Below are 20,291 nucleotides of genomic sequence, written 5' to 3'. Positions count from 1 at the left end.
CGGCGGCGACGGCCACGATCCGCGCTCCCCGACGGCGCTCACGGCATCCAAGGCGAGTGCGGGAACGGCGGATGGTGCGCGAACGGGTCCACCGGCGGAGGCGCCGGTGGCTGTCGCGCGGCCTCGGCGCGTGCCTCGGACAGCCGCATCGGCCACTCCAGCGCCCACATCAGCGCGGCCGTAGCGACCAACGGCCAGAAACCGGCGATGCGCAGACCCGGGTGCAGGAGTTCCGCCGCCTGCAGCACGGCCCACAGCACCAGGGCGCGTACGGCGATCAGAACCACGGACGCCGCCCCGGGAAGCGGCAGTCGCAGAGTGAACCGGGGTGCCAGCAGCACGAGTCCGGCAACCGCCGCGAGCAGCAGCGCCTGACGGGCGGCCGGTGCCGGTGCGACGGCCACGGCGTCCAGGGCGAACGCGGCGAGCGCGAGCCCGGCGGTGTTCGCCGCGTACCAGAACACTGTGAGCACGTTCGCCCGAGCGGCCCGCCGGGAGAACGAGAACGGTGTGCGCAGCACGGCCGCGGCGACGGGCCGCAGCCCCGCCGCGACGACTCCCGCGAGTGCGGTCGTCCAGAACCCGGTCACCGTGACCGGCAGTCCGACGGCGGCCGCGAGCCGCACCCCGGCCCACAGCCCGAGCGCGGTCCCCGCCGTGTCGCGGACCAGCCCCCACACGAGTCCCGCGAACCCCAGCGTCATCAGCCGCCCGAGCCCGGCGCCGAACGTGTCGGACGTGTCGTATGGAAACGGGTCGTCGTCGAAGTCCGCCTCCAGCAACCGCCGCCACCCGTCCCGCACCCGGCGCCTCGGCCCCCGGGTCAGCAGCGCGAACAGCCGGTCGGCGACCTCCCCGACGGCGAGGATCACCGCCCCGACCACCAGGACCGCGCCGATCCGCTGCCCGTACGCCCCCTCCAGCCGGAACCCCGCGACGAGCAGCGCGGCACCCCACACCCCCACCGCCGTACCGCCGAGCAACCCCCCGTACGCCAGGAGAACCACCCCGCCCCGCGCCCCCACCCCTCGCGACATCGCGGCCCCCTTCCCCGGCGCGTCGGCGCCCGCTGCGGCTGTCCGGTTTCTTCCCGGTGGGGTGGATCGACATGCGGCGGGTACGGGACGACGCGACAGAGGTGACCGAGGGGAGCGCGCCCCGAGTCGCGCGGGCGCGCTCCCCTCTCCCGTCGTCAGGCGGACGGGTTGACGATCACTGTCGCCGAGTTGTTCTCCGTGTCCGGGTCGAAGGCGAAGGACGTGCCGTAGGACGGCCGCGCCACGACGCGGCCCGTCGCGTCCGGGACGACGCGGTCGATCCGCAGCTGGAACGGGAAGGATGCCTCCGCGTCCGGCTTGGCCGTCATCGGCAGGTTGCAGGCGTAGTGGCCGACGGCCGGGTCGTCGCCGGACTTCCAGGCCGTGTGGCAGGTGCCGGGCACGGACGTGGCGGTGGTGCCCTCCGGGAGGTAGAAGTCGAGCACGGCCACGGGGTCGCCGGAGACGACGTCGCCGACCCAGGCCGGGCCGTGGTTGGCGAAGCGGAACGCGGCGGTCACGGTGTCACCGGCCGCACCGGCGACCTCGGTGCCGTACACCGCGAAGTCGGCGGTGTTGTCGGCCTTGATGTGCCAGGAGCGGCCGTTGTCCGAGCCGTCGAGGTCGGTGACGTCGCCGCCGGGCTCCACCTCATAGTCGAACCGTTCGTTCAGCGCGTGCCCGGTGACGGCGAGCCGCAGCGGCTCCGGCAGCTCCACGCTCGCGCCGGGCGCGACGTCGGTGTCGAAGGCGCAGGTCACGTACGTCATGGTGGAGTATGTGCCACCGTCGTCCGGGCCGGTGTACGTGCACTGCGGGTAGCGGGTGACGACGTCGAGGCCGTACGTCGCCCACAGCCGCACGCTGAAACCGTGGGCGGTCTCGTTGCCGGTGTTGGTGACGGAGAACGGCACGGTGAGGGTGGTGCCCGGCGCGACGCCGTCGAGGTCCCGCGGTTCGGTGACACCGAGGTCCGGGCCGGAGCCGACGGTGACGGCGGTCTCCCAGGAGTGCTCCGGGGCGACGAGCGTGCCGTCGGGTCCGCCGGTGGCCTCGGCGGAGTACTCGATGGTGCCCTGGGCCCCTACGGCGGCACCGGCGACGGCCCGTACCTTCAGCGACAGCTGCCTGCCGGAGTGGAGCGGCACGTCCCCGGTGTCGCACACCGCGACGGTCCCGGCCGCGTCCGGCGCGCAGTTGTCGGGCCACGCCACCTCGGCGACCCCGGCGAGCCGGGAGGCGTCCACGGTCAACTTGCCGTCGGTCACGGTGAAGTTGCCGTTGTCGTGGTAGAGCCCGAGCGCGAGCGACCGGTACTGCGCGGCCCCGCCCTCCGGCGCGACGGTCACCGCGTGGTCGTACGGCGCCTGGATCCACAACTGATCGGTCTGCGGCTCGCCGTCGGCGAAGGCGAACCCACCACCGAGCCCGGCGACGACCAGCGCCCCCACGGCTCCCGCACACGCCCCGCGACGCAGCACACGCCCGACGGAGACAGAACTCATGACTTCCCCCAACTGGGACAGGAGAGAACCCGGCACCATGATCGGCACCGGGCGGGGGTTGGACGGGTGGTGGGGGCGGAAGGTTGTAGTCAACTCATGCTTCTTGAGAGGAAGTTGGGGACACGGGGTGCGTGGCGCGGCAAGGCCGGTCCCGCCGCCGGATCGGCGGGACCGGCCTTGCCGTAGGGGCTCTGGGACGCGGCCCGGCGCGGGGCTCTTAGGTACGGCCGTCGACTCGGGGCCCTCAGGTACGGCCCCCGGCGCGGGGCCCTCAGATGCGGCCGTCGACTCGGGGCTTTCAAATACGGCCGCCGGTGAGCCGGGGCAGGGGCCCCGCCTGGGTCCTGGCCGTCGAACGGCCTATCGCGAAGGCCGCTCCGGCGACCCCCGCAACGGCCGCCGCGGTTCCGGCGGCGATCGCCTTGCGGTGCTTGACGACCGTCCACGCCGACCCGGCGGCCTCCGCGGCCTTGGCGGCGTTGGCGGTCACGGCCTGCCGCCCGCTCTGCAGACCGACGGCCGCGGCCCGGCTCACGCGCTGGGCGGCCTGCCCGGCCGACTGGACACCGGAGGCCGTGGACTGCGTCGCCTCGCGCGCCGCCTCCTTGACGCCATTGACGGGCGAATTCCGGGTGTTCTTGTTCTCGGTATTCATGGTGCTGCGCCTGTCCCCCGATCCATAATTGAAACAGATTTTCGACGCCGAATCGGAAATCGCCCGGAATTCACGGGGGAGCAATGATCACGGCGGGCCTGTTTCTCCTGTGCCTGTCCGTCGGGAGTAGGGGCTCCGTACCCACCCGATGATTTCTGTCGTTCCACACAGTCCAAGCCCCGTCGGCGAACCGCCGGCTTCGGCTCCCGCCCAGGAAGGGAACGCATGACTCAGCTACTGCGGGTCCAGAACTTCAACGTCTCGAGCGACGGGATCGGCGCCGGGGAGGATCAGACCCTGGAGCGGCCGTTCGGCCACGTCGATCCCGGGCGGCTGTTCGCCTGGGCGGGCGCGACGGCCAGCTGGCCCATGCGCACCGAGCCCGGCGGCAGCCGGGGCCTGGACGACTATCTGACCCGGGACTACGCGCGGAACATCGGCGCCGAGATCATGGGCCGCAACAAGTTCGGCCCCGTGCGCGGGCCTTGGCAGGACGACGAGTGGCGCGGCTGGTGGGGCGACGAACCCCCGTTCCACACCCCGGTCTTCGTCCTGACCCACCACGAGCGTCCCCCGCTCACGCTCTCGGACACCACGTTCCACTTCGTGTCGGGCGACCCCGCGACCGTCCTGGCCCAGGCGAGGGAGGCCGCGCAGGGCAAGGACGTCCGGCTCGGCGGCGGCGTCTCGACCATCAGGCAGTTCCTCGACGCCGACCTGGTCGACACCCTGCATGTGACGGTCTCCCCCGTGAAACTCGGCCACGGCCTGCGCCTGTGGGACTCCCCGGACGACCTCCTGGACCGCTTCCACCTGGACGTCGTACCGAGCCCGAGCGGGGTGACGCACCACTTGTTCTGGCGGAAGTAGCGGGCGTCCTCTGACAACGCAAGGGGTCGGAGCCGATCCCGGGATGTTCTGGATTCCGGGTGTCCCGCTTGACTTCGAGCGCACTCGAATTCGTAGCGTTCCCGGCATGAGCACTCCTGCACAGCACAAGATCGGATCGGGTTTCGGCGCCGACACCACCGCCGACGAGGTTCTGCGGGGAATCGACCTCACCGGGAAGCTCGCGATCGTCACCGGTGGCTACTCGGGCATCGGTCTGGAGACGACCCGCGCGCTCGTGAAGGCGGGCGCCGAGGTCGTCGTGCCGGCGCGCCGGACCGACACGGCCCGGGAAGCCCTGGCAGACCTCGACGGCGTCGAGGTGGACGAGTTGGACCTCGGTGACCTGGAGAGCGTTCGAGGCTTCGCCGAGCGGTTCCTGGCCTCCGGCCGCACCGTGGACATCCTGATCGACAGCGCCGGGATCATGGCGTGCCCGGAGACCCGGGTGGGCCCCGGCTGGGAGGCCCAGTTCGCGACCAACCACCTCGGCCACTTCGCCCTGGTCAACCGGCTGTGGCCGGCGCTCGCGGAGGGTGGCGCCCGGGTGGTGTCCGTGTCCTCGCGCGGCCACCACCTCTCCCCCGTCCGCTGGGACGACGTCCAGTGGCGCGAGGGCTACGACAAGTGGCAGGCGTACGGCCAGGCCAAGACGGCGAACGCCCTGTTCGCCGTCCACCTCGACCAGCTCGGCCGCGACTCCGGAGTCCGTGCCTTCTCCCTCCACCCGGGCGGCATCATGACCCCGCTCCAGCGCCACCTCGCCAAGGAGGAGATGGTCGAACGCGGCTGGATCGACGAACAGGGCAACCCCCTGAACCCGTCCGGCTTCAAGACGCCCGAACAGGGTGCCGCCACCCAGGTCTGGGCCGCCGTCTCCCCCCAGCTCGACAGCCTCGGCGGCCTCTACCTCGAGGACTGCGACATCGCCGAACCCGCACCCGAGGACGGCGCCTGGGCCGGAGTGAAGTCCTGGGCCACCGACCCCGAGCAGGCGGCGCGGCTGTGGGAGCTGTCGGCGGAACTGACGGGCGTGAACGCGTTCGCCAAGTAGGCCCCTTTCCGGGACACTCCGGCTCGCGTCGACGGTGGCGGCTAGGCCATTTCCTTCGGATCATCTGATCGTTGGTTGATGTGTGTCGTTGACTGACGCCCAGTGGGCGAGGATCGAGCCGCTGCTGCCGGACCGGACCCCTCGGCGGGGTGGGCGGTGGCGGGATTACCGACAGGTGATCGACGCGATCGCGTTCAAGTACCGCACCGGGACGCCGTGGACGGACTTGCCCGAGCGCTTCGGGTCGTGGAAAGGCGCCCACAACCGGCCGCGGAAGTGGGCTGCCGACGGTACCTGGGAGAGGGTCTTCACCGCCCTGCTCGCCCAGGCCGACGCCGAAGGCGATCTCGACTGGGTCATCGCTGTCGACTCCACGATCGTCCGCGCTCGTCAGCACGCCGCCGGGGCCCGTCAAAAGGGGCCCCGGACGGTGAGCCGGACGACCACGCCCTCGGACCGTCCCGCGGCGGACTGACCACCAAGATCCACCTCGCCGCCGACAGCCGCTGCCGCCCGCTCGCCTTCGTCCTCAAGCCCGGCCAGGCCGGTGATGCGCCCGTGTTCCCCGGAATCATGGCCCGCCTGCGGGTGCCGCGGCCGATCGGCCGGCCCAGCACCACACCGGATGCGATCCTCGCCGACAAGGCGTATTCGTCCCGCGCGATCCGGGCCCTCCTGCGACGGCGCGGCATCCGGGCAGTGATCCCGCAACCCGCCGACCAGGTAGCCAAGCGCAAAGGGAGAGGCCGGTCCGGCGGCCGCCCGCCGACCTTCGACCGTGAAGCGAGACGAGGGCGGGTGCCGCCGTGTCGAGGGACGGCAGCGGGACGTAAGCGAGGCGTTAGCCAAACGTGAGCGGCGGGCGGGATGCTTCAAGTGTCAGCAGGCCAAGCGGGGTAGCGGCTCGCCGCGCGTTCCGGGCCGCGACTGCACCTCCGTACTCGACCGCCATACACTCGGGGAATTCACATGCGTACGACGTTCCGCTCCCGCAAGCGCACCGCCACCATCGGCGCAGCATTCACCGCCGTTCTCGCCCTCGCCCTCACCGCCTGCAACGGCGTCGACAACGTGTCGGGCAGCACGCAGGCCAGCCCCACCGCGTCGGCGGACAAGGCGGGCGGCACCGGCGGGGCGGACCAGAGCGCCGGCACCGGCGGGAGCGGACAGGGCACCGGCACCGGCACCGGCGGGAGCAGCCAGGGCGCCGATACCGGCAACGGTGACAGCGGCGAGGGCAAGGTCGACATGTGCCGCTCCGGCGTGCTCGACGCCACCGCCGCCAACAACACCACGGACGAGACGAACGGCGTCGTCACCGTCACCTTCAAGAACTTCGGCAGCGCCGACTGTCGCATCAGCGGCTTCCCGGGTGTCGATATCAAGACGTCCCTGGGCGACACCTTCTCCGTGGACCGCAACGGCGAGCAGGCCGTGCCGCAGATCCTCAAGGAGGGCGATACCGCCGCCTTCAACATCACGTACCCGGTCAACAACAGCGGCGGCTCCGGCGTGCGGCTGACCGACATGGTGGTGACGCCCCCGAACGAGGTCGAGCCCTTCACCTTGAAGTGGCCGGCGGGCACGCTCGCCGTCACCGACGGCAACGACGACGGGAAGATGGAACTCAGCCCGGTGGGCAAGGTCAGCGACTCACCGGCCGGCTGACCCCGCCCCCGCTTGGGCGTCCGGCCCGGCCACAACGGCTCGATCCGCGTCCACTGCCCGTCGCTTAACGGCACACCCAGAGCAACGATCAGATGATCCGAACGAAACGTCCTGGCCCCACCGTCGACGCGAGCCCCGGAGAGACGCCGCCCCTGGAACCTCCGTCAGGCCCGTCAGGACCTGCCAGGGCCCATCAGGACGCGTCAACCACCAGCACAATCTTCCCAGTTGTCCGCCCCGTCTCCCCCAGCGCATGCGCCTTCGCCGCCTCCGCCAGCGGGAACACCTCCTCGATGTGGGCCCGCAGCGCGCCGGAGGCCGCCAGTTCGGCGACCGCCTTCATCCCCGCCTGGTCGGCCTCCACGAGCAGCGTCTCCACCCGCACTCCACGGGCCGCGGCCTTCGCCCCCTCCTCAGGATCGGTGCCGGGCAGCAAGGAGACGAGCACGCCGCCGGGGCGCAGTACGTCGAGCGAACGGCCGCGCGTGTCACCGGAGATGAGGTCCAGCACCATGTCCACGTCCCGCACGGCGTCCCGGAAGTCGACGGAGCGGTAGTCGATCACCTCGTCCGCGCCGAGCGACCGCAGGAACTCGTGCTTCGGCGCGCTCGCCGTGCCGATCACGTACGCCCCGAGGGACTTGGCGATCTGTACGGCGAGGTGACCGACCCCACCGGCGGCGGCATGCACCAACACCCGCTGACCGGGCCGGACTTGCGCGGTGTCCACGAGCGCCTGCCAAGCGGTGAGCGCGGCCAGCGGCAGCGCCCCCGCCTGGACGTGGTCGATCGAGGCGGGCTTGTGCGTGAAGGCGCGGGCGGGGCCGGTGACGTACTCGGCGTGGGCGCCGACGCCGTGCGGGTAGGGCAGCATCCCGAAGACCTCGTCGCCGGGCTTGAAGAGGGTCACGCCGTAGCCGACCGCTTCCACGACGCCGGAGACGTCCCAGCCGAGGACGAGGGGGAGCCGGTCGAGGAAGACGCGGTGGGCGCGGTGCTTCCAGTCGGTGGGGTTGAGACCGGCGGCGCGGACGGAGACCAGGATCTCGCTCGGGCCCGGCTGGGGGCGGGGCAGCTCGGTCTCCTTGAGGACCTCGGGGGTGCCGTACTCGTCCTGGCTGATGGCGCGCATGGTGGCGTGATTCGTCATACGTCCAGGTTCGCCGGAGCCGTCCGCGCGTACCATGGCATGAAAGCCATCTTTCAACGGGATCGTGCCACCACTTCCACCGGGATCGCGCCATGACTGCTCACCGTGTCGTCGTCCTCGCCCTCGACGGGGTGTACCCCTTCGAGCTGGGCATCCCCAGCCGGGTCTTCGGTTCGGCCGGGGACCGCTACGAGGTGCTGACCTGCTCGGCGGACGGCGGCCCCGTCGCCACCAACTCCGACTTCTCGGTGACGGTCGGCCACGGGCCCGAGGTGCTGGCGACGGCGGACACGGTGGTGCTGCCGCCGTTCGACCTCCAGCGGCTCACCCGCGAACTGCCGCCGAAGGCCGGCGAGGCGCTCGCGGCGGTGCCGTCCGGCGCGCGGATCGTGTCCATCTGCACCGGCGCCTTCGTGCTGGCCGCCGCCGGACGGCTCGACGGCCGCCCCGCCACCACGCACTGGGCCCTCGCCGACCTCTTCCGCTCCTGGTACCCGCGGGTGGCGCTCGACCCGGACGTGCTGTTCGTGGACGACGGCGACATCCTCACCTCGGCGGGCGCGGCCTCGGGGGTCGACGTGTGCCTGCACGTCGTACGGAAGGATCACGGCGCGGCCGTCGCCAACGAGGTGGCCCGCGCGTGTGTCGTACCGCCGTGGCGGGACGGCGGCCAGGCGCAGTACATCCGGCGCCCGGTGCCCGAGGAGTCCGCCCACGGCACCTCGGCCACTCGCCAGTGGGCGCTGGAGCGGCTGGACGAACCCCTCTCGCTCGCGGAGCTGGCCGCACACGCCCGGATGAGCGTGCGCACCTTCGCGCGCCGCTTCACCGAGGAGGTCGGCACGAGTCCGGGCCGCTGGCTGATCCAGCGACGCGTCGACCGCGCACGTCACCTGCTGGAGACCACGGACCTCCCGGTGGACGACATCGCGACCCAGGTCGGCTTCGCCACGGGCACCTCCCTGCGGGAACACCTGCACGCGACGATCGGCGTGACGCCGGTGGCGTACCGGCGGACGTTTCGCGGGGTGGCGTAGGGGCGGCGCGGGGCGCGACGGAGCCAGTCCCTGCCCATGTCGTAACTCCGGGTCCGTGCGACTTCTCCCCCGCCGACACAGGTTCGGTTTCCCGAACCCCCGAACCGGGGGCTGCCATGATCGCCCGCCGTGCCACGCCCGCCAAGGATGGAGGCATGGCTGAGACGACGACGGACACCTGTCCGGATCGTTCTTGGTCAGCGCCCAGTTGATGTCGTCGACGTAGCCGACGGCCTGTTCACCTGGCGCGTCTCCGCCCGGACAGCCCTGTACGCCGTCAGCCACGACGACCAGGCCGCCCGCCTGCGCAGGGGCTCACGCGGCGGACGGCCGACCGGATTTTGGAGAGGACGGCTACAAGAGGCGCGGCACCGTCGAACGCCCGGTGTTCACAGGATTCGGATTTCGATGATGTCCAGCGGACGGTTGGGGAATACGGTGTCGGTCCATCGAGGGAGCGACACTATGTCCCCGTTCCTGTCATAGAGCCAGACGTCGTTGTTTCCGGTTTGGACTCTGTCGAACCAGTCCCCCCGGTCCGGCGCGTTCATCCAGAGGACGCCCGCGTTCGCGTAGCAACGCACGTGGCTGGCACTGTTGTGGTACCAGATCTTCAGGAAGCCCTTCCCGTCGACACAGGTGACCTCGCTGATGTTGCCGCTCTCCGGCACGGTGTAACTGCTGGCGAAGCTGTTCGTGGTCGGGCCGGATACGACGAGCGCGATGGCCGCCGCGAAGAGCACAGTCAGTCTGCGGGTGATTTTCGTCTTGACAGGCAAAACAGTGCCTCATTTCCGATGGTGGCGCTCCGGTGCCTTCGTTCCGCGCGCAAGCGTGCTGCGCCGCGTTACAGAATGACTATGGCGCAGGCGTGCGGCGGACGGTTCGGGAAGAGGGTGTCCGTCCATCGATTGAAACGGGTTTGGGAACCGTTGCAGTCGTAGAGGACCACGTCGTTGTTGCCCGTCTGGATTCGATCGATCCAGGTATCCCCTACGCCGTGGTCCTTGATCAGGCTGATGGTCCCGGCCACGGCCCAGCAGGTCACCTCCTGACTGGGGATGATCCCGATGTGGTCCCAGATCTTGAGATAGCCCTGATCCGGGGTGCAGGGCACCTTGCTCGCGGCGGAGGCGTTGGAAACCGGCCCCAGTACGGTGAGCGCAGCCGCCACGGCCCCCGCAAGGGCAATGGTGGACATGAATTTCTTCCTCTGCACTGAAGAGATCCTTTCTTCGGTGACGAGTTCGCGTGCACCCCTTATCCGCATCGCGGCTTGAGGCGCATTCGAATTTTATGATCTCTCCATGACACGTGAACATGCGTCAGATTGCTGCTCGAGCAGTCCGATATTGCGGTGTCCCAGGGGCAGTTGGCCATCCGAATGGTCACTTCGACCGGGTCAGGGCGACCTCGGGCCGATAACGTTGGGCTGCTCAGCGGTCGCCTGACGATAGGCGGAGGGCCGGACGCCGACCTGACGCAGGAATGCCGATGACAGAGCGCTGGGTGTGGCGAAGCCGCATCGCTCGGTGATCTGTTGAATGGTGAGGTCTGTTTCCGACAGCAGTCGCTGGGCGAGTTCGATACGGAGCCGGGTGAGATACCGGCGGGGCGTCTGGCCCGTGGCGTCCCGGAAGACACGTACGAAGTGGTACACGCTGAGGTGCGCTTCGGCCGCGATCTCGGCGAGGGTGAGCGGTTCGGCCAGGCGGTCCCGCATGATGCCGATGCCTTTGCGTACCGCGGCGTGCTCGGGTCCGGACACACGCGGTGTACGGCCCCGGGACATGAGATGCGTCGCGAGGAACGTCGCGGCCGACTCGGCGTACAGGTCCCCCGCGTCCCGGTTGGCCGGCAAGGACCGGACAAGGTGTTCGACGACCGGGTCGCCCGCGCTCAGTTCGGCGGACAACGCCTCGAAGTCGACAGCGGGCTTCTCCAGCCCGTGCGCGGCCTGCTCGATATCGGTCCGCCGTATGTGCACCTGGATGGTGGACATGACCGACGCCGCTGTGTAGCTGCGCACTGTCGACTGGCCGGGCACCATGAGTTCGAGTCGGCCGGGCCTCCAACGCCGCCTGGTGGATGTCCCTCCGGAGCCGACCCGCATCATCGCTTCCCCACCGGTGCACAGCACGAGATGCAGGTCGGACGTTCCGGGCAGCAGGAAGTCCTCGACTTGGCGGACATGCACAAAACTCTGGACCAGCAGCGATCGCCAACCCGCGTCGCTCCAACTGCAGTAGCCACGTTGTACGTACTGAGCTTCATCGATGTCGGCATACGGTGCCAGGTCGAACGCGAGGGACGCGGGCACGTGGGTTCCTCTTGGTGTTGTCGGAGGACGGTCACTGGCGCCGACGGCGCGGTGTCGACATGGATCAGGCCGACCCGGCCGAGGGCACCTCACGGCTGGCAACGCCGGTACGGCCGTACTCCCCTAGGGGCCGGACGGGATGGCGGAGGGCACGGGGTTCGGGTCGGTGGAAGGCACCGGGTGCGGGGCGGTCGGGGTGGGGGCGACGGTGGGGTGGGACTGCCGTGCGGGTGGTGCCGGGCGGAGGTGGTCCGGGGGGTTGGAGGACAGCAGGAAGACGACGGCGGCCGCGGCCGCCGCGGCAGCCGCGACGGCGAAGGACAGCATCCGCCGCGTCCGGCGTGTGCCCCAGGTTCTTCCGGCGGGCGGGCGGGCCGGTGACAGGTCATGGGCGCTGATGAGCCGCCCGCGCGCTTCGAGCGCGGCACGCAGTCGTTCCTCGATCGGCGCCGGATCCGTCATCGGTCCCCCTCCAAAAGCTTCTCCAGCGTGGCGAGCGCGCGGCTCGCGGTCGACTTGACGGTCCCACGGGACACTCCCAGGGTCCCGGCGATCTGCGCCTCACTCAGGTCGGACCAGTAACGCAGGACCAGTACCTCGCGCTGGCGCTCGGTGAGCCGCGCCAGCGCGTCGAAGACCTGCCGGTGCTCCTCCGCGAGCAGCAGCGGCTCGTCGACCGGCGCCCCCGGGCCCTGGTACGGCGGGGTGTAGGCGCGCGCGGTGCGCCGTCGGCGCAGCACCGAGCGGGCGGCGTTGACCACCGCGGTGTGGAGATAGGCGTGCGCGTCCTGGACGTTGTCCAGCCGTTCGCCGTGCCGACGGCAGACGGCGGCGAAGGCGTCCTGGACGACGTCCTCGGCGGTGTGCAGGTCGTCCACCAGGAAGGCCGCCAGCCGGACCATGTCGAGCCGCCGGGTCCGGTACAGATCGGCGAGTGTGGGGGAATCCTCCTCGCCGTCCTGGTCGGCCACCGAACGCAGGGTCCGGAATCGTCGGCCGGGGTGCGGCGCGCTCGACGGCGGCGACGGGGTGGTTCCGGCGCGGCGCAGGAGCCGGGCCCACCAGGGCAGAGCAAGGGTGAGCTGCATCGTCCTCGTTCACATCAGGAGTGCGGCGGGGCCGGCTCCGGACCGGCCCCGCCTCACCTATGGTCGGCGGCTCAGCGGCTGGTGTGACCCGGGTAGGGCTTGCCGTTCGCATCGCCGGGGACGGGCTGCGGGTAGGGCTTGCCGTTCGCGTCGCCCGGGACCGGCGTCGGGTCGGTGTGGGTGGAGGCGTGCGTGCCCGGGGTGGAGGGCACGGGCTGCGGGTACGGCTTGCCGTTCGCGTCACCGGGGACCGGCGTCGGGTCGGTGTCGCCGGAGGTCTGCGTGCCCGGGGTGGACGGCACGGGCTTCGGGTCGGCCGGTGCCGACTTGGCCGGGTGCGGCTGGCCGGCGGTGGCCGCCTGGGCGGCGATGCCGCCGCCCGCCACCAGGGCGAGACCGGCGGCCGAACCCAGCACCCAGGTGCGCAGGGAACGGTTCGACTTCTTGGGACGTATGTGCCGCATGGGAAACGACTCCAGAGAGTGGAGAGACAACGCTGACGGTCGGGCAGCACCAGGACCGGAAATCCCGTCCCTGTAACCGCCCTTCACCCCACCAGACGTGCGGCCCCATCCGAGGTTGTCGCGGTCCTGGAGAAATTCCGCGCTCGCCGCGACCCTCGCCGACGCCCAAGCCACCGGACACGATTCGGCCAGGGCGACGCCAAGGGCTCGTTGGCGGCCGCCGGTTGGCTGGAAAGGGTCCTCTTCCGAGGGGGTTGACGCCTCGGGAGGGGTTCGCGGCAGCTACTCCGGCGGCGGCGTATCGGGGGCGCATGGGGTCGTTCCGGGCCTGCCACCAGCGGTGCAGCCTGGACGGCCCCTTATCACGGCCCGCCGTCATCATGGCTGCTTCACGACGACTTCAGGTCCGGGTGTCCAGGGAGGGCCATTCGGAACGTGGCGCACTCCGGTGTGACTAGCATGTCGGCGTAACCGGACTGGAAGATCGCCTTCCTCCGAGGCGGCCGTTTCCGGACCGCGATCGAGGCGTTCGGTCGCCGATTCTTCTGCTCGCAGACCGAGGGACCGCGGAATGTCAGTTCCTGCACCGTCCGTGCAACACCGCTCGACGGCCGTTCAGCGCAGTTCGTGGGCGGTGCCCGCGGCCGTGGTGGCGGTGACCGCCGTGGCCGCGGGCGTCGCGGTCGGGGTGGCGCCGTCCGGCACCCGCGGATGGACGCTCGTCGTGGCGGGCGCGGGCTGGGCGTGCGTCGCCGTCGCGGTGCTCGTCGGACACCTCCTCGTCCGCCGGGCCAGGCTCGCCGCCGCCACCCAGGCCGCCGAGAACGACCGGCTCCGCACGCAGGCGCAGCAAACCGCCGCGCAGACCGGCCACTTGGTCAACGTGACGCTGCCCTCCCTGCACAACCTGGTGCTGACCGGCAGCGCCGCCGCCGACGCGCTCGCGGGCGTGTCGATGCCCAACGACCAGAACCTGCGCAGGCTCGCCCACCTCTCCGCCGGCGCCCTGGAGGAGGCCGTGGGCCGCGCGGCCGCCGCGGACAAGGAATCCCGGGAAACCCAGGAGACGCTGAACGAGATCCTGGCCGAAGCCGACCGGCTCACGCGGGAGACGCTGCCCGCCGCCGTCGCCCGCCTCGCCGAGGGCCGCTCGGCCAACACGGTCCTGGGTGAACTCACTCTGCCCCGAGTGCCGTTGATGCACGACCTGGGCGAGCTGTTCATCCGCGAGCTGGCGCGCAGCGAGCGGCGCGCGGGTGGTGCCCGGATCGCCTCCACCAAGGCGCTCAGCCGGGTCCAGGCCAAGGCCGTCAGCATGCTGGCCGACCTGCGGGCGATGCAGGACGAACACGACGGCACGTTGCTCGGCGACCTGATGAGGCTGGACCACAGGACCTCCCAGCTCGTGCTGATCGCCGACCGGCTGGCGCTGCTCATGGGCGGCAAGACCAGCCGTACCTGGAACAAGCCGATCCGGATGGAGAGCATCCTCCGGGGCGCCATCGGCCGTATCGCCGCCTACCAGCGGGTCCGGCTGCACTTCACCTCCCAGGCCGCCATCTCCGGGTTCGCCGCCGAAGGCGTGATGCACCTCCTCGCCGAACTGATCGACAACGCGGCCAACTTCTCCCCGCCCACCGACGAGGTCCACGTCTACGTCGAGGAGCACCGGGCCGGGATCGTCGTCACCGTCGAGGACAGCGGACTGACCATGTCCGAGGCGGCGATGGAGCATGCCGAGGGCGCGGTGGCGGGCAGCATGGCCGACCTCGCCTCCCTCCAGGGCACCCGGCTGGGCCTCGCCGTGGTCGGACTGCTCGCGCTCAAGTACCGGATCAACGTCAGCTACCGCCCCTCCTCGCGCGGCGGCACCGGCGTGGTCGTCCTGCTGCCCCGGCGCCTCGTCGCGCAGCAACGCGACCCGTGGCCCGCGCAGCGGGAGGCGGCCCGGGCGGCCACCGTCCGGCCGGTCCCCGCGCCCGAAACGCCGACGCCCGCCCCCGTCGTCGAGGCGCCCGTCACGGAGGCTCACGTACGCCCCGATCCCCCCGTGATCCTTCGGGAAGTCCCCGAGCAGACCCGGCACGAACCGCCCGCCGCCGCGCCCGCCTCCGCGCCCACCGACGCCACCCCGAACGGGCTCCCCGTCCGCAAACCCGGCCGCACCATGAGCGACGCCGAGCGCGCCCAGCGCCCCGCGAGCAAGCCCACCCCGCCCCGCAAGCGGCCCGCGCACGACGTCGGCTCCCGCTTCGGCGCCTTCCACCGCTCGCGCAAGTCCTCGGGCGACACCCTGGGCGGCCGACCCGACCCCGAGCCGCCGACCGCCGGTTAGCCCCCTCCCCAAAAAATGCCCCGCCGGGCCCGCGCCCGGCAGCCACGCCCCCCTCGTGCCCATGAGATTGGAGGAACGGGCCGGTGACCGATCAGCCGGACACCACCGTCCCATCACCCATCATGCAGACCACCGACAACAGCCTCGTCTGGCTGCTGCAGAACCTGCTGGACCAGACGCCCGGTGCCCGGCACGCTCTGGTCCTCTCACGCGACGGCCTCAAGCTGTGCTGGACCCCCGACCTGGCCGCGGATCAGGCCGACCAGCTCGCCGCGATCTGCTCCGGCCTCCAGGCCCTGTCCCACGGCGCGTCCGTGGAGTTCGGGGACGGCACCGGCGGCGTGCTCCACGCCATGACCGCCTTCCACGGCGGCCTGCTCTGCATCGTCGGCGCCGGTGAGGGCGCGCACCTCGCGGTCGTCGCCGCCGAGGACGCCGACCCCGGCCGCCTCGGCGAGGAGATGACCGGGCTGGTCGACAAGATCGGCGAGCATCTGCGGGCCGCGCCCCGGCAGCCGCTCCAGGGGAGTACCCCGTCGTGACCCGCAAGCCGGTGGACACCGGTGCCCCCGACCGGCTCTACACGGTCACGAACGGGCGCAGCAGCGTCGACGACACCCTGGACCTGGTCACCCTGATCGTCGCGGAGTGCCAGCCGACCACGGGCATGCAGTCGGAGCACTCCCGCATCCTGACCCTGTGCCGGCACCCCACCTCGGTGGTGGAGATCTCCGCCGAACTGGAACTGCCGATCATGGTCGTGCGGATCCTCCTCGCCGACCTCCTCGACACCGGCCGCATCACCGCACGGCACCCACCCGTGAACCCCTTGCTCCCCGATCCCGCCCTTCTCAAGGAAGTGCTCCATGGGCTCCGCAATCTCTGAGCTGCCCGCCCACCGCACGCCACTGGCCGACGCGGCGGAAACCGGTCTGAAGATCGTCGTCGTGGGCGGATTCGGCGTGGGCAAGACGACCCTCGTCCGCTCCGTGAGCGAGATCCGGCCGCTGAACACCGAGGAGGTGATGACGGAGGCCGGCGTCGGCATCGACGAGACCAGTGGCGTCGCCGCGAAGTCGACCACCACCGTCGCCTTCGACTTCGGCCGGATCAGCCTCAACGACACCATGGTGCTGTACCTGTTCGGCGCGCCGGGCCAGAAGCGCTTCTGGTTCCTGTGGGACCGGCTCTTCTCCGGCACCCTCGGCGCCGTCGTCCTCGTGGACACCCGCCGGATGGACGACTCCTGGTACGCGATAGACCGGCTGGAACACCACGGCACGCCCTTCGTGGTGGCCGTCAACCGGTTCGACGACGCGGACCACTACTCCCTGGACGAGATCCGGCAGGCCCTCGCGCTGCCCGATCACGTGCCGATGGTCGACTGCGACGCACGGGTCCGGCAGTCGGGCAAGGACGTGCTGATCACTCTCGTGGACCATGTGTACACGCTGGCCACCGCCCAGGAGGCGACCCCGTGACCGACCCCGGCCCCTTCTCCGCGCAGCAGGCACCGCCGCCCGGCTGCCCCGCCCACACCGACGCGGTGCGCCTGGCGGGCCTGGAGTACCAGCAGACGCCGTCGCAGATGTACCGGACGCTGCGCCGCGAGCACGGCGCGGTCGCGCCGGTCCTGCTGGACGGCGACATCCCGGCCTGGCTGGTGCTCGGCTACCACGAGGTCGCCCAAGTCACCAGCCACGACGAGCTGTTCGCGCGGGACTCGCGGCGCTGGAACCAGTGGGACAACATCCCGCCCGACTGGCCGCTGATGCCCTTCGTCGGCTACCAGCCCTCGGTGCTGTTCACCGAGGGCGAGGAGCACCGGCGCCGGGCCGGGGTGATCACCGAAGCGCTGTCCGGGGTGGACCAGTTCGAGCTGGCCCGCGACTGCGAGCTGATCGCCGACGAGCTGATCGCCGGGTTCGCCGGGAGCGGCCAGGCCGAGCTGATGTCGTCGTACGCGCACGCCCTGCCGATGCGGGCCGTGGTGCAGGTGTGCGGCATGCCGCTCTCGGGCGCGGACACCCAGCAGCTCGTGGACGACCTCAGGATCTCCCTGGACGCGGCCGAGGGCGACGACCCGGTGGCGGCCTACGGACGCGTCGGCGAACGGCTGGTGCGGCTGGTCCAGGACAAGCGGGCCGCCCCCGGCAAAGACGTCACCTCGCGGATGGTGCTGCACCCGGCGGGGCTCAGCGACGAGGAGATCGTCCAGGACCTGATCTCGGTCATCGCCGCCGCGCAGCAGCCCACCGCCAACTGGATCTGCAACGCGCTCAGGTTGCTGCTCACCGACGAGCGGTTCGAACTCAGCGTGTCCGGCGGCCGGGTCAGCGTGGGCGAGGCGCTGAACGAGGTGCTCTGGCTCGACACGCCCACCCAGAACTTCATCGGCCGCTGGGCGGTACGCGACACCCAGCTCGGCGGCCGCCGGATCAAGGCCGGAGACTGCCTGGTCCTCGGGCTGGCCGCCGCCAACACCGACCCGAGTCTCTGGCCCGCGGGCCATGTCGGCGCGGAGAACGCCGCGCACCTGTCGTTCAGCAACGGTGAGCACCGCTGCCCGTACCCGGCCCCGCTGCTCGCGGACGTCATGGCGCGCACCGCCGTGGAGACGCTGCTGGAGCGGCTGCCCGACCTGGTGCTCGCGGTGGACCCGCACACGCTGACCTGGCGGTCGTCCATCTGGATGCGGGGGCTGACCACCCTGCCGGTGCGGTTCACGCCGGTAGACGGCTAGCCGGTGGCCCGCTGGGCCCTCGCGGGAAGGGCCCAGCGGCGCGGCACGGCTCAGGCGGTGGCGGGGGTGAACCGCACCGGGAGGGCCTGGGGGCCGCGGGTGAACACGCCCTGCTCGACCGGGTCGAAGCCGTCCGCGAAGCGCAGGTCCGGCATGGCGTCCAGCAGCTGTGCGACGCCGATCTCGACCTCCGCCTTGGCGAGCAGCGCGCCCACGCAGAAGTGCCGGCCCAGCGCGAACGCCAGGTGGTCGGCGGCCGCGGAGAAGGCGTTGGTGGCGGTGAGGTCCTCGCGGAAGATGTCGAAGCGGTCGGGCTCGCGGTAGCGGCTCTCGTCCCGGTTGGCCGAGCCGATCAGGCAGGTGACGGTGACCCCGGCCGGGATGGTGCCGCCGCTGAGCTTCACCTCGGTCGCGGACTGCCGCATGATCATGTGCACCGGCGGGGTGAAACGCAGGGTCTCCGCGAACGCCCGCGGGATCAGGCTGTGGTCGGCCCGAACAGCGGCGAGCTGGTCGGGGTGGCTCAGCAGGTTGGCGAAGATGCTGGCGATCGCCTTGTCCGTGGTCTCACCCCCGGCGGCGAGCAGCAGGCTGCAGAACGCCTTGATGTCCTCGTCGCTCATCCGCACCCCGTCGACCTCGGCGGCGCACAGCACCGACAGCAGGTCGTCGCCGAGGTTCTCGCGGCGCTCGCGGATGACCGGCAGCATGTACTCCGCGAACTCCACGCGGGTACGCTCGCCGGCCGCGGCCACCTCCTGGTCGCCGGACAGGTTGCCGAGGAAGGCGATGACGGTCGTGTACCAGCGGTGGAAGCGGGCGTGGTCGGCCTTGTCAAGGCCCAGCATGTCCGCGATCACGTTGACCGGGAAGCGGGTCGCGTAGTCCGCGACGAGATCGGCGGAACCGGACTGCCGGAAGGCGTCGACCAGTTCGCGCGAGTTGCGCTCGATGACGGGCAGGAACTTCTCCTGCAGGTCCCGGCCGCGGAAGGCGGGGGCGACCAGAGCCCGGCGCACGGCGTGCTCACGGCCGCTGAGCTGGAGGATCGTCTTGCCGTGGACCGGCTCGATCTGCCAGTCGTAGTTGTCGGTGGTGAACTCCCCGTCCTTGTCCTTGAAGACGCGTTCGACATCTTCGTACCGCGAGACGATGTAACTCTGCGTCGCCTCATGCCAGATGAGGGGCGCGGACTCCCGCATCAGCCGGTAGGCCGGGTACGGGTCCGCCGCGAACTCGGGCGAGAGGATGTCGGGTATCTGTGCCGCAGTGGTCATGATGCTCCGTCGAGACCGGGAATCGCGTGTTCCGTAAGGCTATTGATCATCCGTCAGTCATGACAGACCCTCAAGGCATCGAGTGGCGCACCGTGTTCGTCTTGACCGGATACCGGTCGTCCCGAAAGGGGGGTGCACGGCCAGAGCGACGAAGCGGTCTCTCGCCGAAGGTGCAGGGTTCCGAGAACCATGAGCCGATGCGGCTGGGCCAAGAGCCCGCACGGCAGGTGCTCATCGCTCATCACCGCCTCCGCGGCAGCTTCGAGCATGGAGGACAGCCACGCCAGGGCATCAGCCCGGCCGTCGGACGCCCGCGCGGGCCTTTCCGTTAGGGCGCCGAGCGGGCGCGGCAAAGTACGCCGCTGGTCCTGGCACCCCCATCGGGTACGGCCATACCGAAGCGAACCTCGCCCGCGCCGGTCGTGACTTGCCTTCGGACGCCCCGCCCACAACAGAAGCCAGGCGCCGTGACATCGGTAGCCCAACACCGACAGGCCACTTGAACAGCCCTTCAGCCCACCTGATGACCCATCGGAATGAGCGTCAGGACACCCCTAATGCGCACCAGCTAAAACCGCAGGTCAGCAGCCCTTTTCGGCAGGTTCCAGAATCACCACGCACTCGACGTGATGCGTCATCGGAAAGATGTCGGCCTGAGCAAGCCACAGAAAGGACCAGGTCAGAGGCGCATTCTCGGCTTAATGTGCAGCTTGAAGGGACCCAGAGCGTCAAACGAGCGTCACGACGGACAGTGCCGGGTCGGTGTCGGGCCATCCAGCCTCGCGGGCGAGCGAGGCGGATCCCCGGGATCATCTGGTCGCCGCAGTCTGTTCAGCCCTGAGCAGCACGGAGGAGGCCGCGCGGTCTACCAGGGTTCCTGGTCTTGCCTGAACGCGCCCTGCTCTGGTCGGCGCAACAAGAGGTCCTTTGACCGGGCTCTCCTGACCTCTGCCATGGCGGAGGGCTACGACGCCGTCCCCGACCAGGAACGCAGTCCGCTGCGGAGCTATCTCGAAGCGTGGCTCTGTTCACGAGAACCGACAGCAGATGTTCACCACTTCGGGAGGCAC

Annotated in this window: 20 protein-coding genes and 1 pseudogene; 10 read left to right on the top strand and 11 right to left on the bottom strand. The window is 70.8% G+C overall.

Annotated features, from left to right (window positions below):
- Nucleotides 1–38 precede the first annotated feature (38 nt).
- From GTW40_RS18510 to GTW40_RS18500, 3 genes are all read right to left on the bottom strand, one after another.
- Entirely contained in the window at nucleotides 39–1,037 is a 999-nt protein-coding gene (locus GTW40_RS18510; protein WP_161181306.1) for a hypothetical protein, read from the bottom strand.
- A 155-nt stretch (nucleotides 1,038–1,192) separates the two neighbouring features.
- Nucleotides 1,193–2,542 (bottom strand): hypothetical protein, encoded by a 1,350-nt coding sequence (locus GTW40_RS18505; RefSeq protein WP_202486082.1) that lies wholly within the window; start codon nucleotides 2,540–2,542, stop codon nucleotides 1,193–1,195.
- Nucleotides 2,543–2,840: 298 nt separating this feature from the next.
- Nucleotides 2,841–3,197, bottom strand: a complete 357-nt coding sequence (locus tag GTW40_RS18500) for a hypothetical protein (protein ID WP_202486081.1) — start codon at nucleotides 3,195–3,197, stop codon at nucleotides 2,841–2,843.
- A 225-nt stretch (nucleotides 3,198–3,422) separates the two neighbouring features.
- Here GTW40_RS18500 and GTW40_RS18495 point away from each other — a divergent pair, with 225 nt between their 5' ends.
- From GTW40_RS18495 to GTW40_RS18480, 4 genes and pseudogenes are all read left to right on the top strand, one after another.
- Complete coding sequence (locus GTW40_RS18495; protein ID WP_161181305.1) at nucleotides 3,423–4,067, top strand: dihydrofolate reductase family protein; 645 nt, start codon at nucleotides 3,423–3,425, stop codon at nucleotides 4,065–4,067.
- Nucleotides 4,068–4,173: 106 nt separating this feature from the next.
- A complete protein-coding gene (locus tag GTW40_RS18490; protein WP_161181304.1) occupies nucleotides 4,174–5,139 on the top strand; it encodes an SDR family NAD(P)-dependent oxidoreductase in 966 nt (321 codons plus the stop codon).
- 82 nt (nucleotides 5,140–5,221) lie between these two features.
- A pseudogene (locus GTW40_RS18485) lies at nucleotides 5,222–5,925 on the top strand (IS5 family transposase); the annotation flags it as partial.
- Between the two features lie 183 nt (nucleotides 5,926–6,108).
- A complete protein-coding gene (locus GTW40_RS18480) occupies nucleotides 6,109–6,807 on the top strand; it encodes a DUF4232 domain-containing protein (protein WP_161181303.1) in 699 nt (232 codons plus the stop codon).
- 193 nt (nucleotides 6,808–7,000) lie between these two features.
- On the opposite strand, the gene GTW40_RS18475 is transcribed toward GTW40_RS18480, so the two are convergent.
- Entirely contained in the window at nucleotides 7,001–7,939 is a 939-nt protein-coding gene (locus GTW40_RS18475; RefSeq protein WP_161181309.1) for an NADP-dependent oxidoreductase, read from the bottom strand.
- A 110-nt stretch (nucleotides 7,940–8,049) separates the two neighbouring features.
- On the opposite strand from GTW40_RS18475, the gene GTW40_RS18470 reads away from it, so the two are divergent.
- Entirely contained in the window at nucleotides 8,050–8,994 is a 945-nt protein-coding gene (locus GTW40_RS18470) for a helix-turn-helix domain-containing protein (protein ID WP_161181302.1), read from the top strand.
- A 389-nt stretch (nucleotides 8,995–9,383) separates the two neighbouring features.
- Here the strand turns inward: GTW40_RS18470 and GTW40_RS18465 are convergent, their stop codons facing one another.
- The 6 genes from GTW40_RS18465 to GTW40_RS18440 form a co-directional block, all read right to left on the bottom strand.
- Nucleotides 9,384–9,773 carry a beta/gamma crystallin domain-containing protein gene (locus tag GTW40_RS18465; protein WP_161181301.1) on the bottom strand — a complete coding sequence of 130 codons (390 nt, stop codon included), beginning with the start codon at nucleotides 9,771–9,773 and terminating at the stop codon, nucleotides 9,384–9,386.
- A gap of 68 nt (nucleotides 9,774–9,841) precedes the next feature.
- Nucleotides 9,842–10,195: a beta/gamma crystallin domain-containing protein gene (locus tag GTW40_RS18460; RefSeq protein ID WP_161181300.1), complete on the bottom strand. Its 354-nt coding sequence runs from the start codon at nucleotides 10,193–10,195 to the stop codon at nucleotides 9,842–9,844.
- Nucleotides 10,196–10,396: 201 nt separating this feature from the next.
- Complete coding sequence (locus tag GTW40_RS18455) at nucleotides 10,397–11,314, bottom strand: AraC family transcriptional regulator (RefSeq protein WP_161181299.1); 918 nt, start codon at nucleotides 11,312–11,314, stop codon at nucleotides 10,397–10,399.
- 123 nt (nucleotides 11,315–11,437) lie between these two features.
- The gene (locus tag GTW40_RS18450; RefSeq protein WP_161181298.1) at nucleotides 11,438–11,776 is read right to left on the bottom strand and encodes a hypothetical protein; all 339 of its coding nucleotides are present in this window, start codon (nucleotides 11,774–11,776) and stop codon (nucleotides 11,438–11,440) included.
- Nucleotides 11,773–12,402, bottom strand: coding sequence for a SigE family RNA polymerase sigma factor (locus GTW40_RS18445; protein ID WP_161181297.1), 630 nt, complete (start codon nucleotides 12,400–12,402; stop codon nucleotides 11,773–11,775). The genes GTW40_RS18450 and GTW40_RS18445 overlap by 4 nt, the downstream gene beginning before the upstream one ends.
- 71 nt (nucleotides 12,403–12,473) lie before the next feature.
- Nucleotides 12,474–12,866 (bottom strand): hypothetical protein, encoded by a 393-nt coding sequence (locus GTW40_RS18440; protein ID WP_161181296.1) that lies wholly within the window; start codon nucleotides 12,864–12,866, stop codon nucleotides 12,474–12,476.
- Between the two features lie 571 nt (nucleotides 12,867–13,437).
- Between GTW40_RS18440 and GTW40_RS18435 the strand changes: the two genes are divergently transcribed.
- From GTW40_RS18435 to GTW40_RS18415, 5 genes are all read left to right on the top strand, one after another.
- Entirely contained in the window at nucleotides 13,438–15,201 is a 1,764-nt protein-coding gene (locus tag GTW40_RS18435) for an ATP-binding protein (RefSeq protein ID WP_202486079.1), read from the top strand.
- 122 nt (nucleotides 15,202–15,323) lie between these two features.
- Complete coding sequence (locus tag GTW40_RS18430) at nucleotides 15,324–15,743, top strand: roadblock/LC7 domain-containing protein (RefSeq protein ID WP_161181307.1); 420 nt, start codon at nucleotides 15,324–15,326, stop codon at nucleotides 15,741–15,743.
- Nucleotides 15,740–16,087, top strand: coding sequence for a DUF742 domain-containing protein (locus GTW40_RS18425; protein ID WP_161181295.1), 348 nt, complete (start codon nucleotides 15,740–15,742; stop codon nucleotides 16,085–16,087). Before GTW40_RS18430 ends, GTW40_RS18425 begins: the two co-directional genes overlap by 4 nt.
- The gene (locus GTW40_RS18420; protein WP_161181294.1) at nucleotides 16,068–16,682 is read left to right on the top strand and encodes an ATP/GTP-binding protein; all 615 of its coding nucleotides are present in this window, start codon (nucleotides 16,068–16,070) and stop codon (nucleotides 16,680–16,682) included. The genes GTW40_RS18425 and GTW40_RS18420 overlap by 20 nt, the downstream gene beginning before the upstream one ends.
- Nucleotides 16,679–17,944, top strand: a complete 1,266-nt coding sequence (locus GTW40_RS18415; RefSeq protein ID WP_161181293.1) for a cytochrome P450 — start codon at nucleotides 16,679–16,681, stop codon at nucleotides 17,942–17,944. The genes GTW40_RS18420 and GTW40_RS18415 overlap by 4 nt, the downstream gene beginning before the upstream one ends.
- Before the next feature lie 50 nt (nucleotides 17,945–17,994).
- Here GTW40_RS18415 and GTW40_RS18410 read toward each other — a convergent pair whose 3' ends face one another.
- Nucleotides 17,995–19,221, bottom strand: coding sequence for a cytochrome P450 (locus GTW40_RS18410; RefSeq protein WP_161181292.1), 1,227 nt, complete (start codon nucleotides 19,219–19,221; stop codon nucleotides 17,995–17,997).
- Nucleotides 19,222–20,291 lie beyond the last annotated feature (1,070 nt).

It is taken from the genome of Streptomyces sp. SID4985, from assembly GCF_009863025.1.
Lineage (GTDB): Bacteria > Actinomycetota > Actinomycetes > Streptomycetales > Streptomycetaceae > Streptomyces.
This window is presented reverse-complemented; position numbering and strand designations above follow the sequence as displayed.